A 15,154-nucleotide genomic window follows, 5' to 3' on the forward strand; every position below is an offset into this window, starting at 1 on the left:
CGATATCTTTAGTCCCGCTCGATCACAGCCTTGACGGCGGGGGCCACCGGCAGAAAAATCCCGATGACCCCCGAATACCCTGCTTGGACGCGGCAGCGGGCCTATGCGGCTGCGGGGATGTCGAACCGCTGGCCCTCTGTCTTGGAGGGCAGGATCATGAATACCAGCAGTGCCAGGGCGCCGATGAACGGCACGAGTCCGATGAGGATCATCCAGCCGCTGAAGTTCACGTCGTGCAGGCGGCGGACGACCAGTGCCAGGGACGGGACGATGACTGCCAGGCCCCAGAGGAGCAGCAGGATGATGCCGATGAAGGCGCCGGGACCGGGTACCGTGGTGCCGGCGTCGTTGGTCGTTGCGCCGGCAGCGCCGGCTGCGGTCACGATGATGTTCAGCACGATGGAGACCACACCGGAGATCAGGGTCCACCACCAGTATTCGCTGCGGCTGGCGCGGCCGGTGAACGTGGCGTACTTCTTGAAGAACCGTTTCGCGGCTTCCCCGATCGGTGCGCCGTAGTACGGGGCCCAAAGGGGGACGGCGCCGGCGGGCATGACGTGCTGGTCCTGCTGTGCGTAAGACAAAAGGATCTCCTTGTTGAACGGGGGGTGACGACTCATCGTAGGGGCGGCAGGGATCCGTCATGCTGTCCTGCAAGTGAATTCTTGTCGGTATGTCCGAATGCGTCGTGATACCCGCCCTTGCCGGGCTGACCTGCGGAAACACCGGCCGTTCCCGCCCACCTGMACKAAAGGCCTGCGGTTGCTGACGGCGGACCCCGCGGTGGCTGACTCGTGCTGCCGGATCCGGGCACGTCGTCCTCCGGAGAGGCTGCGGCGTCAGCGGGCTGGCGATCCGGGCCGTGCATGGTTCGGGCCCCGTGAGGCTCACCCGGGGCGAACGCCGTGGACCGCGCCGGAACCGCTGCCTCGGGCCGCGATCCGGCCGTCCGTCGTAATACCCGGCCATGGTTTTTGACTTGCGCTTCTCCGGATTTAGGGTTTATGAGTCCCGCCGCACCTCCCCCAAATGGCGGCGTGGCCAGCAGTGAATGCCCCCGTACCGATCCCCCAACCCGTACGGGGGCATTGTGCAWCCTGCTACGAGCGCGCCGCGTTCACGATGGCCGGACAGTTCTGCCGGTGCCAGGGCGTCCCGGCCGTGCCGGTGCAGCTGATGGGCGGGTTCCCGTGAGTTGCCGCCGGGAGCCCGCCGGAGTGCAGGCGGGGTGAAGGCCGGCAGCCGAGCCGGAGCCCAGAACATCGCGGAGCGACGCGAGGGCGGCATCGGCGTTGCGCAGGTGTAGGGCGTCCGCGGTCCCGAGCGGGGCCAGGCGGCGGGTCAAGAGACCCAAGGCGGCAAAGATGTTGTCCAGGCCGGAAAGGGCGCGGACGATCCCGGCCAGGTCTGAGGGCGGGGGAGCCGCTGCGAAGAGAAGGATTCTGCGGCAAAGCCGCGTACAGGMTTTCGCGTCGTCAATGCGGAAGGCCCGGATCATCGACGAACCGACGGCCGCGRCGCTGGTGAAGGCCAGCGCCAGATCTGGATCGATCGGGTCCATAACCACATTGTGGCCGCCTCACTGTCTGGAATACCAGTCACCCCTGTAACACAAGCGTCCCGTCGTGTGGCACCTGCGCGCGCCGCCGGTTCTGACCCCTCCGGTATCGAGGGTGCACCGCGCGGCCTAGAGCGGTTCCCTCTTGCGGTCGCGGTGCCCACAGGTGGCCTGCTGGATGCGGCATCGAGCGCCAATCTGGCATCCCAAATAGGATCCCTTATCGAGACGGTCGGGTCGCTTTTGAGGTGGCATAAGGAAATGTTGAGGATCCCGCAGTTCGACACGTCCGCTCCACTGTCCTTAGCCCCGGACGAGCTGGCCGCGAAGCTCGCCGAGGACGAGGCGATCGCCACGGCAGACACCCTACTGCTMACAGTCCCGAACCAGCTCGGAGTCGACTACAACGCCCACGTCATCGAGTCGATMCTGAAGTATGTGGCTCCGCAGCTCGGCTGGCGCTGAGCCCGCGTGGCAGATTCCCCCTAGTAGTACTTTGTTAGGTTGGTGGGGCGTGTTGGCAGTGGGGGCAGCGGCTGAATAGCCGGATGAGGTGTTCCTGGAGGTTTTTGAGGACCTTGTACAGGCTCAGGCTGCCCCTGCTGCTTTTGGGGTGGTGAGGCGTTTTCTGGTGATGAAGAGGTGGGCGGCGKACTCGAGGGTGATGTGGTGGTGGAAGCCGGTGAAGGAGCGTCCCTCGAAGTGGGAGAGGCCGAGCCCGGATTCCGTTGGTGCCCTGGCGTTCGGCGGAGGCGAAGACATTCTGGTACTCCTGGACCACCCCGACCGCCACCACCCCGGACCGGCCGACCTTTTCCTGGGCGGCMAGATACCGGCGCATCACGTCAATCTTGCGGTCTTCCTTGGCGAAGCGGATCAATGGGACATGGTTGGTCTCGGCGAACGTATTCACTGAGCGCCGGAAGGCGGTGCCGATCTTTTCCAGGATTGCCGGGGAAGGGATCCGGTAGCCCAGATGTTTGGCCATGAACGAAACGACCTGACCGCCGACCTGCAGGGTCGGGACGTAGCTGTTGAGATAGATCCGGTCCAGGCACTGAATATCCAGGGCCACGTGGCCTTCGAGAATCTCATTGACATTGACMATCACCATCACCGCATCCCCTCAACGAGCCTCCAATACCACCAGAATGCACCGCAGCGGACCGGGCGTTATCAGCGATAGGCGACCAATCACCTCGGCGGTCAGAGGCGAAGCCTCACTGGGAGACTGCTGAATTAGTGGCTTGGTCTGCCAATGCATGAGTGGATAAGGCGTGTCGGGATGGGCTCAGCCTTCGTCCACCGGGGATCCGGAATCCGGTGCCACCGTGTCGTTGGCCAGGGCTTTACCCCGGCGGTAGATCTGGATCCCGATGGCTGCCGGTATCACGGCTAAGGCAGCCGCCCGCATCCAGGGCCGGTCCAGGACATGACCGGTGAGCGAGTCCAGGGAGAAGGGTCCAGGCCCTCCGATGGTGAACGATACTGCCGCCAGGCCCAGCACCGCGGGGTACTCGAGGCCACCCTCTGTGGCGAAGAAGCCGTTAGGGGCGTGGACGCTGGCCGCGACGCCCATCGTGGTGGCAGCGGCGGCGCCGGCGGCCGGAGTGGCCAGCCCCAGAGCCAAGGCAACCCCGGCTCCTGCTTCACCCACGCCTGCGAGGATGGCACTGGGTTTTGCTGGGCGGAAGCCCATGGCGTGCATGCCCTTGCTGGTTCCTTCGATGCCTCCTCCGCCGAACCACCCGAAGAGTTTCTGGGATCCGTGAGCGATGAGCACGCCTCCGAGGGCGACCCGGAACAGGGTCTGTGCGACGGCGGCAGCCTCAGGGCTGGTCGTTGAATGGCGCATAGGGGTCCTCCTTGTCCAGCATGATTCTACGTCGGCGGGACGAACCGGTCACGGGAAGKAACGTTCAAGAAGATTCTTCTCCCGCCGCAGGCGGTAACAGGATTCACAGGTACTGCAAGAATACGTGCAGCGACATGACAGCGCMGCCCAGGAGCTTTGGGGCCAAAGCCCCCAAAGCTCCTGGGCGGGTTAGGCGCGCCCGGAGGTGGTGTTCCAGGTCGTTGAGTTCGAAGTCGAGATCGAGGTCCTGCGGTGTTCTAAGGCGCCGCCAGGTTGAGGCGACCCGGGCGGTGGGCAGGGTTGACGCGATGGGCATCCGGTCCACGGCTGAAGTCAAACACCACGCCTCAGGCATCCCGCCTGCCATGATCCGGGCCATCGTCGGGGTGGCGCACGTCGAGGGCAAGCAGGCGCTGTCCTTCGCGCGGACCGGATACACGGAGGCTTCGATTGAGTTCGCCGACCGGGCAGGCGTGGCCCTCTTTGTCTACGACTTCGCGCTGGGCACACTGCAAGCCCGGTCCGAGGCTGCTCAGCKCGCTCTTGCTGCGGCCTCCCTGTCATCGTTCCCGGGCGCTAGGTGTGGCCTGGAGGAGAGGATAGCCGAATGCCCGATTCAAGGCTCGGTATCTGGTGGAATCAAAATAGGCCAAAAACGCGCGTTCCCGGCACACTAATTCTTGAAGGTGACAGGCGGGTCCTCGACCTGATCGTCGACCTGCTGCCCGGATTAACGTCATCGTGCCAGATGTTTACTCTCGCTCCCGACAGGCAAGAGACTGGCCGGCCGCACCGGCTGACCAGTCTCTCGGGGACTGCTAGAGCGGCTGGATGTTCTCAGCCTGGGGGCCCTTGGGGCCCTGGGTGATGTCGAACTGAACCTTCTGGTTCTCGTCGAGCGAGCGGTAACCGCTGGATGCGATTGCCGAATAGTGTGCGAACACGTCAGCGCTTCCGTCGTCAGGGGCAATGAAACCGAAGCCCTTTTCGGAGTTGAACCACTTGACAGTACCTGTTGCCATGCTTGATTTCCTTCACGGGTCGCTGGGCGGTTCCGCTTCTCGGAATACCGTCCCCGCCACTCACATGGACGAGCCTATGTGCGATCGTTTGCAGGGGCAACAGTTGGTGTCGGCAACCTGGTTGACCTGCGCTCCTGGGGCTTCGAAATGTGGAGTGCCCCGCAAGCYCGGTCGGGTGAACCGTCCGGTGCGGGGGTCATAGGCGGCGCGCTGCTGCCGGTCTGCCTCAGGGGGTCTGGGAGGTGATCCATTGCCGGGCATCCAGCTCTCCGATCMGCCGGTACAGGGTCGCGCGGGACATGCCGAGGTCACGGGCCACATGGGTGGCCGGCTCCCCGGCGTCGATGAGGCGACAAGCGTTGCTGATCTGGCTGTCGCTGAACTGCTGACGCCCCGKAACACCCCCATCGAAGAGACCGCCGGGGCCGTCGCGGACTTGATCACCGAGGGTAAGGTGCWGCACTTCGGCCTGTCCGAGGCCTCCGCGGACACAATCCGTCGGGCACACACCGTGCAGCCCGTCTCGGCCCTGCAGACTGAATACTCCCTGTGGACCCGCGACGTCGAAGAGGAGATCCTGCCGCTGCTGCGTGAACTGGGCATCGGCTTCGTCCCCTACTCGCCGCTCGGGCATGGTCTACTCACCGGGCAGATCCGGACGGTGGAGGACTTCGCMGACGATGACTGGCGCAAATCCAACCCACGCTTCACGGGTGAAAACTTCGTCCGGAACCTGCGCATCGTCGACGAAGTCCAGAGCGTCGGCGCGGAGATTGGCGCCACCCCAGCCCAGACAGCCCTCGCCTGGCTGCTGACCCGCGGTAACGACATCGCCCCGATCCCGGGCACCCGCCGCGTATCCCGTGTGGAGGAAAACACCGCAGCCGATACCGTCAAGCTCACCACAGACCAGCTCGAGCGCCTGAACTCACTCCAGCCCGCAGCAGGGGCGCGGCACGACGAGGCCAATATGGTCTCGATCGACCGCTGATCCCTGGCCGTGGTGTCCCGCCAAAAAGGTCCCGGTTCGAAGAAATCGACGACAATCAATGCTCCTTCAATGAGACGCCTCGAATCCCTAGGGTTTTGACACGGCCCCATGGAACCAAGCTCGGAGGAGATCCAGAAATTTCATGATCACTTCAAGAAGCGAAAGGTCGAGCTGGGACGTTGCGGACGGGCCTACGGGACACCCTGTATCCACAAGCACGGTGCACTCCCTCTTTCGCATGCGCGTGGGCGGGGGTAGCGTCTAGTCTGACGCACTTGTCTCGTTCACTGCTGGTCGACTTCACTGCTGGTTGACGAATTTTTCTGGGAGTTGCGCATGAATGATCGGACGGACGGGGACCACAGCCGCATTGTGAATCACGTTCTGGCTCCTCCMGTGGGCACATTTGAACTCGACCCGGTGCACACCTTTGTCGCTTTCAGTGCCCAGCATCTCGTGGTTGGGCGGGTMCGGGGCCGATTCGAGGCGGTGCAGGGCACCATCGTTGTGGCTGATGACCTGACGGAGTCGAGCGTCGAGGTCAGTATCGAGACCGCGTCGGGCGCTATCCGACCATGACGTACCGCAGCACGGCGGCGTTTGAGTCKACGGCAGGGGTATGGCAAGTAACGGGAGACTTGACGCTGCACGGCGTGACGCGTCCAGTGGAGCTCACCGTCCGTTTCGGAGGCGCTGTGACCGATGCCTCCGGCAACATCCGCATCGCATTCCACGCCCATGCCTCGATCACCCGACGCGATTCCGGGCTCACCTTCGAACTCCTCAAAGAAGCCGGAGGGCTGCCCGTGGGCAAGGACATCGCAATCGACATCGACGCGGAGGCGATCCGGCCCCTCTAAGACTTACCCGGCCGCCGGGTGGGGAACTGTTGGTCCAACCAGGAAAGAAGCCACTCATGCAAGATGACCAGGTCAACAACAACCTCAAGGGCATGGACGACCTTGACTTCACCGGCTGGAACAACGCCGACTGGAACGGCGTGTTCGCCCACCACCACACCGACAACGTACTGGTGGACTGGAAAGGCCAGCCACCAACCCACGGGATCCAGGAGCACATCGACGCCATGAAGGCATACGTCGAGTCCGCAGGCGGAACGCCGCCCCAGATCACCTCCCACCCGATCGCGTTCGGCTCCGGGGAGTGGACCTGTGTCATCGGAGAGTTCGAAGGCGGAGGCCGGATGGTGACCGTCGCCAAGTGGCTCGACGGCGCGATMGTCGAGGAATACATCTGGTCCTAGCCCGCCAGTGCACTCCCTCCCTGATGGCGGGTGAGGGCTCTGACATGGGGACCGCATCGCGATCGGGAATATCGGCCCGGAGCCGGCCCGTTCGACAGTACCCCGCATAGGCTGGGCTGCGTCAGCATCGCCAAGCGTCTATTTGCCGGATCCTGAGAGGGGCATTCGCTGTGGCCGAGAAGAAGAGTTGGACGACCGGTCGCCTGGACGGGAAGATCGCCGTGGTCACAGGTGCAGCACGCGGTATTGGACGGGCCAGTGCTATCGCTCTCGCCCAGGCCGGAGCAGACGTTGTGGGCATCGACATCGCAGCCGAAGTGAGCCCGATCGACACGTTTGCTCCTGCCTCGCCAGCCGAGCTCGCCGAGACCGGTGATCAAGTGGCTGCCAGAGGCGTGCGCTGGAAGCAATTTGTCGCCGACCACAGGAACATCACCGGGCTGCGGGCGATCAGCAGCCAGGTGGAAGAGGACTGGGGCGGTGTCGACATCGTCTTCGCAAATGCCGGCATTCAGGCCTTCAAACCCTTGCTGGAGATGGATGACGCAGACTGGTTCGACCAGATCGAGAACAACCTCAACGGCACCGCCAATGTTCTGCGCGTCTTTGCGCCGCTCTTGGTGCGTCGTGGTGGCGGCCGGATTATCGTCACCTCCTCTACACAGGGTCAACACGGGACGAAGTGGGGGTCCTCGTACTCCGCCTCGAAGTGGGGGATCATCGGCCTCATGAAGTCGGCCGCCCTGGAACTCGGGGAGCTTAACATCACCGTCAATGCCGTCATCCCCGGTCTGGTTGACACCGCGCTCACCCGCCACGAGGACCGCTATGCCCAGGCGATAGCGGCCGGCGGTGGCAAGGCAACGGGAGACGCGGCCAAGGACGAGGCGGCAGCCAGGAAGTCACTGCAGGCGAAGAGCCCGCTGGGCTTGCCGTGGATCGACCCGGCAGACGTAGCTCCGCTTGTGGTGTTCCTGGCATCCGATGAAGCCCGGATGGTCAGTGGAACGTCGTTTGCCGCGACCGCTGGCGACAGTGCAAACGTGACCGCATAACCCTCACGCTCTGCGTACCCCCTTCATCCCAATCCATAGTCGAGGAATGACCACCTGCTCAGGTTCTAGTGCCCGATGTCTCTGAGGACTCCTGAGAGCCCTCTTCAGGCTGAAGGCTGCTGACGTCAGGCTGGGCGTTCCAGTGCGTCCCGGTCCCAGTGTGCGCAGGTCGCGGCGGCCTCGTAGGTGCTCTGCAGGAACCCAAGGAGCACCGCGTCGGGATGCGCTGCGGTGCGCACCAGCGGGTATGGCAGGACGAATTCGCCGAGTTCCGCGCTGAAATATGCGCCGGTTGGTCCGATCGGAAACTCCCGGAACCCCGCCGGCTCGGGGTAAATGTACGAGTAAAAGATGCCCTCGGGACCGCCTCCGGGCCAGTAGCCGGCGCTGCACACTTCATGGGAGTACGCCTCGAGCATCACGCTGGGTCCGCAGTTCGGCGCCCCGCCGGGGTGCGGCGGGGCGGCCCGGCCGGAAAAGCGGCTCACCGCCAGGTCCAAGCTCCCCAGAACAGCTGGACCGGGCTGGTCTTGCCCAGGAAGCGTCCGCGGAACATCGTGAAAACGCGGTCGGCCTCGACCAGGGTGAGCCAGAAACGGTGGACCTGCCCGGCGTCGTACTTTTTGTGCGTCCGGTCTTCGGCGAAGGGAATTGCACCGGCGATCTCCACCGGAGCGGGCCAGAATTCCGTGGCCAGACCCAGCTCGTCCAGACAGCGAAACAGGGTGTTGTAAAAATCCGCGACGGAGAGGGAGGCGAGCCCGAATGATCGCGCCTCGCCGAACGTGCTCCCAATCTCCAGGCGGTGCGCCTGAAAGTCGAAATCGATCTGGAACCTTTGGMCCCCGGGGTGGGGCATGAGCGTGGTGCAGAGCCCACGGGCTGTCGCACGGAGGGCGCAGTTCCACCAGTGGTTGACCAGCGGTGCGTTGGCCAGGCTCACCTTTCCGACGACCTGGGTGAACAATTGCAGGGTGTCGCGCGTGTCCTGCCACGCGGCGATGGGCAGATACGGCCACGCCCCTGAACTTGCCGTGTTAATTTCGCCTCCGCCGGGGCGCTCGGAACCCCGTCGGTCAGTTTCCCACCGGCGCCGGGGATCTTCAAGGCTTCCGCGGCGCCTTAACGCGGATCACCTTTGCACCTATGATTCGAAGGTGGCGTCCACCACTGGTGGACGAGTTCTGAACAGGAGGGCCTCAGATGAGCTATCCACCAGGGATCGATCCTTCCGCGGTGCCGAGCGGCACGGGCTGTGCCGACTGCGAGAAGCAGGGCGGGTGGTGGTTCCATCTGCGGCGTTGCGCCCAGTGCGGACACATTGCATGCTGTGACTCCTCGCCCTCGCAGCATGCCAGCGCTCACGCTGCCGCTACGGCCCACCCGTTTGTCCGTTCCTTTGAACCGGGCGAAGAGTGGTTTTGGAACTATGCCACCGAGGAGTACTACGAAGGGCCGCTGCTGGCCCCGCCCGCACATCACCCGCTCAGCCAGCCCGTTCCGGGTCCGGCCGGGCGKGTGCCTCCCGGCTGGGAGCGCCGTCTGCACTGAGGCCGGACGCTCTGCTTCCGGCCTGCACCCTGCTACCCGGCCACCAAGGCGCTGACCACTTAATAGGCAACCCGATCAGAACGACGCCGGCGCACCAACCGGCAATTACCCCGCCTCAGGTATGGTCCCAGCCGGACCCGCCAGACAGACAAAGGGCCGCGATGAGCGCTACGGGCAGGACCGCTCGGCCCAACATCAGTCAGGGGCCGTAACGGAACCGGCAAGGGCGACGGGATAGTTGGAGATCTTCCAAAACAAGGCTCACGAGTATTATGGCCACCATGGCCGGTGGCATTGGCGCGGAAAACACGCCGGCTGCGAGGACGGTGAATCTCGCGAGCCCCGGGTTTGCAGGACTGGTGATCGAGACCTTCCCACGTAAGCTGCCCCCAGCCAACCCGGACAGGCGAACGTGCCCCGACTGCCTCTTTCACTCCATGTCCTACGCGTGGTAAGACGTCTATATGTCCCAACATGATGCGTTCGCCGGGCTCCCAATTGACGTCAACGACGGGCAAACTCGCCGGTGGGGAACGATATTGGTCAGGGCTGTCTTTGCGATCCTGGTGGTCGGCGTTGTCCTGTCGGCGATTCTCTGGGCAGCCATCAGTAGCGACATGGGTGCATTGATCCTGTCCGCCACGTTCGCGGTCTGCGCTGGCCTGATGGTCATTCGGCAGGCACTTCTGGCAGAACGGGGATAGTCCATGCTTGATCAGGGCATCACCTACAACACGACCATGGCGATGGTCGCAGGTGTCATCATGCTGTTGTTGCTCGTCTTCCTGCGAGTGGTCCAGCAACCTGGTCGCAAAACGATCGACGGATGGGCCTGGATGTTTGCAGCCCTCGGGTTGTTTTTGGCCGTCACCGGCACTCACATGACCCTCACGTGGCCGCTGAAACAGATTCCCGTTCCCGGCGTCCCGTGCTGCGCGGTCGACAACCTCACCTTCGGTGAGCCCGCCATGTTCTTTGGCTTTCTGGTATTTTTCGGGGCCGTAGCGTTGATGCGTGCCGAGCGGGCCGCCGTCGACCGCGGGGTGCAGTTCGAGCTCGTGGCCACCGTCCGGCCGTTTCTGTACGCGGGTGCCTTCGGCGGCATCGGGCTCATCATGATCGCCATCGCCGGACTCGAGTTCGGGATGTGGCATCCACCTGAGGTGGAACCGATTGCCGGGATGCTGGCGGGCTCCATCCTGGAAGCGCTCTACATGGCGTTCGCCTACGCCATCACCGGCGTGGCCGCGATCACAGCCGCGTTCGCTCCTGAGAATCGCCTGGTGGCCAAGGTCTTCGCCGTGTCGTTGTTCATCGCAGGAATGATGTGGCTGTTCCTCAGCATCACCGTCTTCTACGGACACGTCGGTTTCTTCCCGCACTAGGCTTTGATCCACCGATCTGCCTGGCTGCATGACATGGCTGCCGCTCAACKAAACGGGCCAGCAGGGTCTGTGCCCGTGCGCCACGGGCCCAGATCCTGCTGGCCCAATGCCGGGGTGTTCCCCGCCCCGGAGCGGATGKCCGCCGACGGMTTACTTGTGCGAGTCGGGGTGCTCGTCCCCGATCTGCCACGGCGACGTCGCGTCCAGGACCCGGGCGACGAAAGCGGCGTATTCGTCCATGTAGAGGAGCGCGGCGACGCCCACCCGCAGGACCACCAGATGCGAGACCGACCTCCGCCGCAGCCGGCCCGCAGGGCCTCCCAGGGGCCGGGTGAGCCCAGCGGGATCGATCCGCCGGGCCAGTCCGACGGTGGGGGATTGGCGGCGGCAGCCAGGCGGGCGGCTTTTTTCTGCCACCGCCGGATGTGCCGTCTCCCCACGGCCGGCGGTCCGCACGGTTTCGGCGAAGAGCAGGTGCAGTTGCCGGTTGATCCCCTGCAGCCGCTTCAGCGTGTCCCCCTGCCGCTTCAGCGTGTCCCCCTGCCGCACGTGTGTCGGCTGGTAGGTCACCAGCGCCGCCMACGCGGCATTTAGTGCCAGGGCGGCCGGGTGCTGCCCACCAGGCTGCCCGGCCGCGTTTCCTGCCCGGGCGTAGGCCGCGACGGCCCGGCCGGCCGCTGCCACGGTCAGCTTTTCCGGTCCGCGCGTCCGGAAGAGCGCCGGGACCATGTGCACCACCCAGGCGAAGGCCCCGCCGGCGAGCACCAGAAGGCCGGCACGCCACGGAGCCAGCCCTGCCGCGGGCAGGGCGGTCCCGGCCGCGCAGATCGGAGTGAACATGTAGGCCCCGGCTCCGCCTACACGAAGGGCGCTGCAGACATAGGTGGACACCATGGCGATCACGACGACGGTGGCCACCGCCAGCATCGGGATGGTCTCCACMGACATGCCCAGGGCGACGGTGCACGCAAAAGAGAGCGCGATCAGCGCCAGGTACCGGGCACGGTTCAGGTAGGGGCGGCCGCTGCCGTAGAGAGCGGTCAAGGCTCCGAGGCTGGTCATCAGCCCGGCGGCGGTTTGCCCGGCCAGCCAGCCGGCCAGCAGCGGCGTCCCGGCAGATATCGACGCCCGCAATCCGATCGGCCAGCGGTTCGGTGCATCCCTGAAGCTGAACAGTGCGCGGATGCCCTGCGGGGGYCGGGCCGGGGCTTGAGAGGCTGGCCCGGGATGCCGGTTCATGGATCCGATCCTTCCACGCGGAGCCCGGTGCGGCGGTCCCTGTAGGCGGTCAACCTGAGGACGCTGGTTTTTGCCGTCGTTTTTGAGGGCCCGGTCGGCCCAGGTCCTTGGCGGCTGTGAGGCTKCGGCAGCAAGCGGAAACTTCCCCGGCCCGATCCCCTGGCGGTTTCCGGGCACCCCGGTGGACAACGGGTGGTTTCTTAGCCGAAGGATGGTGTCGCCGGGACCTCGGGCCGTTTGACGGGCCGCTCGTCCGGGACCGTGACCATGATGGCGATGATGGCCACAACCACCATKAACAGGTTGAACAGGATTCCGACGGCGCCGCCGAACCGCAGGGCCACGTTCTCCTGGTTCCCGGCGAACAGGCCCCACGACCGGATGACATTCGGGTCCAGGGCCTGCGCGGCCACGTACACGGCGGCCGAGATGGCGACGCCGATCGCATTGCCCAGTGACGAGGCCATCTTGTAGATGCCGGCGGCAGCCCCGGCTTCATCGTCCGGCACGTTCGACAGGGCGGCGTCCGTGGACGGCGTCGCATAGAAGCCGAGACCGATGCCGAACAAGGTGAAGCCGATGACGGCGAGGACGATGTATTGCCCGATCAGGGTGAACGTCATGGATGTCAGCAGGATGCCGGTGCCGGCGATCGCGCTGCCCCAGATCATGGGCCGCTTCGGCCCGAAGCGCTGGAGCAGTTTCTCTCCGACACGGATGGTGGAAAGGATGGCAATCAGGTATCCGAGGGTCAGCAGACCCGACTGCAGCGAGGACATGCCCGCGGCGACCTGGACCAGGCCCAGGGCAACGATCAGCGTCCCGGCCGCGCCGTTGAGCAGGAAATTCGACAGCGTGGCACCGGCAAAGGTTGAGTTGCGGAACAGTGTGAGGTTCAGGACCGGGTTGTGCCGGGTTGTCTCGATCCAGAAGAACACCAGAGTGGCGATCACGGTAACGGCGACGAGGCCGATGCCGGTCCAGCTGAGCCAGCCGATCAGGGGGCCCTGGGAGATATACACATTCAGCGTCAGGAGCGCGACGATGAGGCTCACCATGCCGCCCCAGTCGAAGGTGCCTCCGGCTTTCGCGGCCGACCTGGACTCAGGAGTGCCCCGCAGCAGGAACAAGGCGATGACCGAGAGCACAATCGAGATCCAGAAGATGGACCGCCAGCCGAGGGCCGACGTCGCCATCAGGCCGCCGAAGAGGGCGCAGAAGCCCGAGCCGCCCCACGAGCCGATCGACCAGAACGACAACGCCCGCTGGCGGTCCTTCCCTTCGTAGTAGGTCTTMACCAGGGCCATCGTGGAGGGCATGATGCATGCCGCGGAGAGGCCCTGGACGACGCGCCCGCCGAGCAGGGCGGCCGCCGTCAGGGCGCCGGCGTTCTCGGGGGTCAGCGCGATCAGGAGGGATCCGAGGATGCTCAGGTAGATGCCGACGTTCATGACCCTGACCCGGCCCAGCCGGTCCGCGAGCCCTCCGGCGACGACGATGAAGATCCCGGAGAACAGCGATGTGATGGACACCGCGAGATTCCCCAGTGTCCGTTCGATCCCCAGCGACCCCTGGATACCCGGGATGACATTCAGCAGGGTCTGCGCGAAGAGCCAGAAGTTAATGACGGCCAGGACGATGCCGATCAGCCACGCATCGTTCGGCTTCCACTGGGTTCCGGTCTTGGCTGAGGACTGGACAGCGCTCATGGCTTACGCATCCTTGGTTAAGTAGGACATTGCGGCGACAACCTGGGCCTGCACGCCCAGCGCCAGCGTCGGATCCAGCACCGGCGCGAATAACGGGGAGTGGTTCGCCGGGATATMCCGGGCCACGGTTCCCTTCGCGGCCGCGGCCCGGTAGGTCTCGGGGTCCGCGCCGCCGAGGAGCCAGAACGTGTACGGGACACCGAAGGCGGCCGGGATGCGGCTGAAGTCCTCGGACGCGGTCTGCCGCTCCGCTGTGTGCACGGCGTCTGCCCCGAAGCGGGCGGTAAACGCCGCCCGCACGCGTTCTGTCACGGCTGCGTCGTTGCTGGTGAGCGGGAACTGGTCGTAGTACTCGAACTCAGGTTCCCGGGGGGATCCGGCGGCAGAGCATTCGCCCCTGACGATCCGCTCAACCGCGGCGAGCACTCCGGCCCGGACCTCGGAGTCGTAGGTGCGGATGTTCAGCAGCAGCGTGGCGCGGTCCGGGATGATGTTGGACTTTGTCCCGGCGTTGAGCGCCCCCACGGTGACGACGGCGAAGTCGCCGGGCTTCGTCTCCCGGGAGATGATCGACTGCAGCCTGAGCACGATCGAGGCGGACAGCACCACCGGGTCCACGGACATGTGCGGCATCGAACCGTGCGCGCCCTTCCCGTACACCGTGATCTTGAKCGAATCGCCGGCGGAGAGGACCGGTCCGGTGGTGGTGGCGACCGTCCCCGCCGGTAGTGGCATCACGTGCTGGGCAAAGGCGACGTCGGGCCGTGGCACTTTGGTGAGAAGTCCGTCGTCGATCATTGCCTGGKAACCTGCCCCGACTTCTTCGGCCGGCTGAAATAGGGCGATGTAGGTTCCGGACCAGGCGCCACGTCCGTCCGCCATGAGCTTGGCGGCTCCGAGCAGTGCACTGACGTGCAGGTCGTGACCGCACGCATGCATGATCCCGTTCACCGCCGACGCATAGGGCAGCCCCGTGGCCTCMGTGACGGGTAAGGCGTCCATGTCGGCGCGCGCAAGAACAGTTGGGCCTTGCCCGTTCTCAAGGACGCCGACGACGCCCGTTCCTMCAATGCGGGTCACCGAATAGCCGAAGGCAGTGAGTTTCTCCTCCACAATCTTTGACGTCTGATGCTMATCGAGGCTCAGTTCGGGATGCCGGTGCAGCTCGGTGTAGGTTTCCCGGACCCAGCCGAGCTCGGATTCCAGGCCTGTCAGGACTGTGTCGGAGCTGTCCATGCGCGTCACGCTTTCGGAGTCCGGGCGCCCGGGTGAGCCGGGCGCAACTGACAGAACCCAGCATAGACCGGCATCAATATCAGGTCTGCCAGCGGGCACCGGATCTACCGGGAATCACGGGAGGGAAACGTTGGCCCCGCCCGGTGATTCGGATCATGTGCTGCGAATGGGCGGGGCGCAGATAAACGACGAAAGCCGCACACACGAGGGAGCGGCTCTAGCGTGATGGGGTGGGTCTACGCCCGGATATGGTGCATGAAGCGKAGTTGTTGGCTGGAACAKGGCCGCG

At 64.9% G+C, this 15,154-nt stretch carries 14 protein-coding genes and 5 pseudogenes; 9 read left to right on the forward strand and 10 right to left on the reverse strand.

The features are described 5' to 3' along the window. Window positions 1-101 precede the first annotated feature (101 nt). Window positions 102-584, reverse strand: coding sequence for a DUF805 domain-containing protein (locus tag AC1DBQ_RS08125; RefSeq protein ID WP_476928015.1), 483 nt, complete (start codon window positions 582-584; stop codon window positions 102-104). A 533-nt stretch (window positions 585-1,117) separates the two neighbouring features. Then, the gene (locus tag AC1DBQ_RS08130; protein WP_476928016.1) at window positions 1,118-1,561 is read right to left on the reverse strand and encodes a hypothetical protein; all 444 of its coding nucleotides are present in this window, start codon (window positions 1,559-1,561) and stop codon (window positions 1,118-1,120) included. Window positions 1,562-1,867: 306 nt separating this feature from the next. Here AC1DBQ_RS08130 and AC1DBQ_RS08135 point away from each other — a divergent pair. Next, a pseudogene (locus tag AC1DBQ_RS08135) lies at window positions 1,868-2,023 on the forward strand (LLM class flavin-dependent oxidoreductase); the annotation flags it as partial. Between the two features lie 123 nt (window positions 2,024-2,146). Here the strand turns inward: AC1DBQ_RS08135 and AC1DBQ_RS08140 are convergent. Together AC1DBQ_RS08140 and AC1DBQ_RS08145 are read right to left on the reverse strand one after the other, a co-directional pair. Further along, a pseudogene (locus AC1DBQ_RS08140) lies at window positions 2,147-2,278 on the reverse strand (IS701 family transposase); the annotation flags it as partial. Window positions 2,279-2,849: 571 nt separating this feature from the next. Continuing rightward, on the reverse strand, window positions 2,850-3,413 hold the full coding sequence (locus AC1DBQ_RS08145) for a DoxX family protein (RefSeq protein ID WP_476928017.1): 564 nt from the start codon (window positions 3,411-3,413) through the stop codon (window positions 2,850-2,852). Between the two features lie 308 nt (window positions 3,414-3,721). On the opposite strand from AC1DBQ_RS08145, the gene AC1DBQ_RS08150 reads away from it, so the two are divergent. Further along, window positions 3,722-4,090 carry a hypothetical protein gene (locus tag AC1DBQ_RS08150; protein ID WP_476928018.1) on the forward strand — a complete coding sequence of 123 codons (369 nt, stop codon included), beginning with the start codon at window positions 3,722-3,724 and terminating at the stop codon, window positions 4,088-4,090. A gap of 141 nt (window positions 4,091-4,231) precedes the next feature. Here the strand turns inward: AC1DBQ_RS08150 and AC1DBQ_RS08155 are convergent, their stop codons facing one another. Both AC1DBQ_RS08155 and AC1DBQ_RS08160 read right to left on the reverse strand, forming a co-directional pair. Continuing rightward, window positions 4,232-4,435: a cold-shock protein gene (locus AC1DBQ_RS08155; RefSeq protein ID WP_055802320.1), complete on the reverse strand. Its 204-nt coding sequence runs from the start codon at window positions 4,433-4,435 to the stop codon at window positions 4,232-4,234. Between the two features lie 226 nt (window positions 4,436-4,661). Further along, window positions 4,662-4,826 (reverse strand): annotated as a pseudogene (locus tag AC1DBQ_RS08160) (helix-turn-helix domain-containing protein); the annotation flags it as partial. Between AC1DBQ_RS08160 and AC1DBQ_RS08165 the strand changes: the two are divergent. The 4 genes and pseudogenes from AC1DBQ_RS08165 to AC1DBQ_RS08180 all read left to right on the forward strand — a co-directional run bounded on the left by AC1DBQ_RS08165 (window position 4,755) and on the right by AC1DBQ_RS08180 (window position 7,745). Continuing rightward, complete coding sequence (locus AC1DBQ_RS08165) at window positions 4,755-5,426, forward strand: aldo/keto reductase (RefSeq protein ID WP_476928019.1); 672 nt, start codon at window positions 4,755-4,757, stop codon at window positions 5,424-5,426. The pseudogene AC1DBQ_RS08160 and the gene AC1DBQ_RS08165 overlap by 72 nt on opposite strands. 336 nt (window positions 5,427-5,762) lie before the next feature. Further along, a pseudogene (locus AC1DBQ_RS08170) lies at window positions 5,763-6,286 on the forward strand (YceI family protein). A 56-nt stretch (window positions 6,287-6,342) separates the two neighbouring features. After that, the gene (locus AC1DBQ_RS08175; protein WP_476928020.1) at window positions 6,343-6,690 is read left to right on the forward strand and encodes a hypothetical protein; all 348 of its coding nucleotides are present in this window, start codon (window positions 6,343-6,345) and stop codon (window positions 6,688-6,690) included. A gap of 170 nt (window positions 6,691-6,860) precedes the next feature. Further along, on the forward strand, window positions 6,861-7,745 hold the full coding sequence (locus tag AC1DBQ_RS08180) for an SDR family NAD(P)-dependent oxidoreductase (RefSeq protein WP_476928021.1): 885 nt from the start codon (window positions 6,861-6,863) through the stop codon (window positions 7,743-7,745). A gap of 125 nt (window positions 7,746-7,870) precedes the next feature. On the opposite strand, the pseudogene AC1DBQ_RS08185 reads toward AC1DBQ_RS08180, so the two are convergent. Continuing rightward, window positions 7,871-8,712 (reverse strand): annotated as a pseudogene (locus AC1DBQ_RS08185) (DUF5996 family protein). Window positions 8,713-8,948: 236 nt separating this feature from the next. Between AC1DBQ_RS08185 and AC1DBQ_RS08190 the strand changes: the two are divergent. From AC1DBQ_RS08190 to AC1DBQ_RS08200, 3 genes are all read left to right on the forward strand, one after another. Next, window positions 8,949-9,296, forward strand: a complete 348-nt coding sequence (locus AC1DBQ_RS08190) for a UBP-type zinc finger domain-containing protein (protein WP_476928022.1) — start codon at window positions 8,949-8,951, stop codon at window positions 9,294-9,296. A gap of 464 nt (window positions 9,297-9,760) precedes the next feature. After that, window positions 9,761-10,000, forward strand: a complete 240-nt coding sequence (locus AC1DBQ_RS08195) for a hypothetical protein (protein ID WP_476928023.1) — start codon at window positions 9,761-9,763, stop codon at window positions 9,998-10,000. Between the two features lie 3 nt (window positions 10,001-10,003). Next, on the forward strand, window positions 10,004-10,681 hold the full coding sequence (locus tag AC1DBQ_RS08200; protein ID WP_476928024.1) for a DUF981 family protein: 678 nt from the start codon (window positions 10,004-10,006) through the stop codon (window positions 10,679-10,681). Between the two features lie 150 nt (window positions 10,682-10,831). Here AC1DBQ_RS08200 and AC1DBQ_RS08205 read toward each other — a convergent pair whose 3' ends face one another. The 3 genes from AC1DBQ_RS08205 to AC1DBQ_RS08215 form a co-directional block, all read right to left on the reverse strand. After that, window positions 10,832-11,920, reverse strand: a complete 1,089-nt coding sequence (locus tag AC1DBQ_RS08205) for a hypothetical protein (protein WP_476928025.1) — start codon at window positions 11,918-11,920, stop codon at window positions 10,832-10,834. A 200-nt stretch (window positions 11,921-12,120) separates the two neighbouring features. Continuing rightward, window positions 12,121-13,629, reverse strand: coding sequence for an MFS transporter (locus tag AC1DBQ_RS08210; RefSeq protein ID WP_476928026.1), 1,509 nt, complete (start codon window positions 13,627-13,629; stop codon window positions 12,121-12,123). A gap of 3 nt (window positions 13,630-13,632) precedes the next feature. Next, window positions 13,633-14,865, reverse strand: a complete 1,233-nt coding sequence (locus AC1DBQ_RS08215; protein WP_476928027.1) for an amidohydrolase — start codon at window positions 14,863-14,865, stop codon at window positions 13,633-13,635. Window positions 14,866-15,154 lie beyond the last annotated feature (289 nt).

This window comes from Arthrobacter sp. 10T413_2, assembly GCF_056394205.1.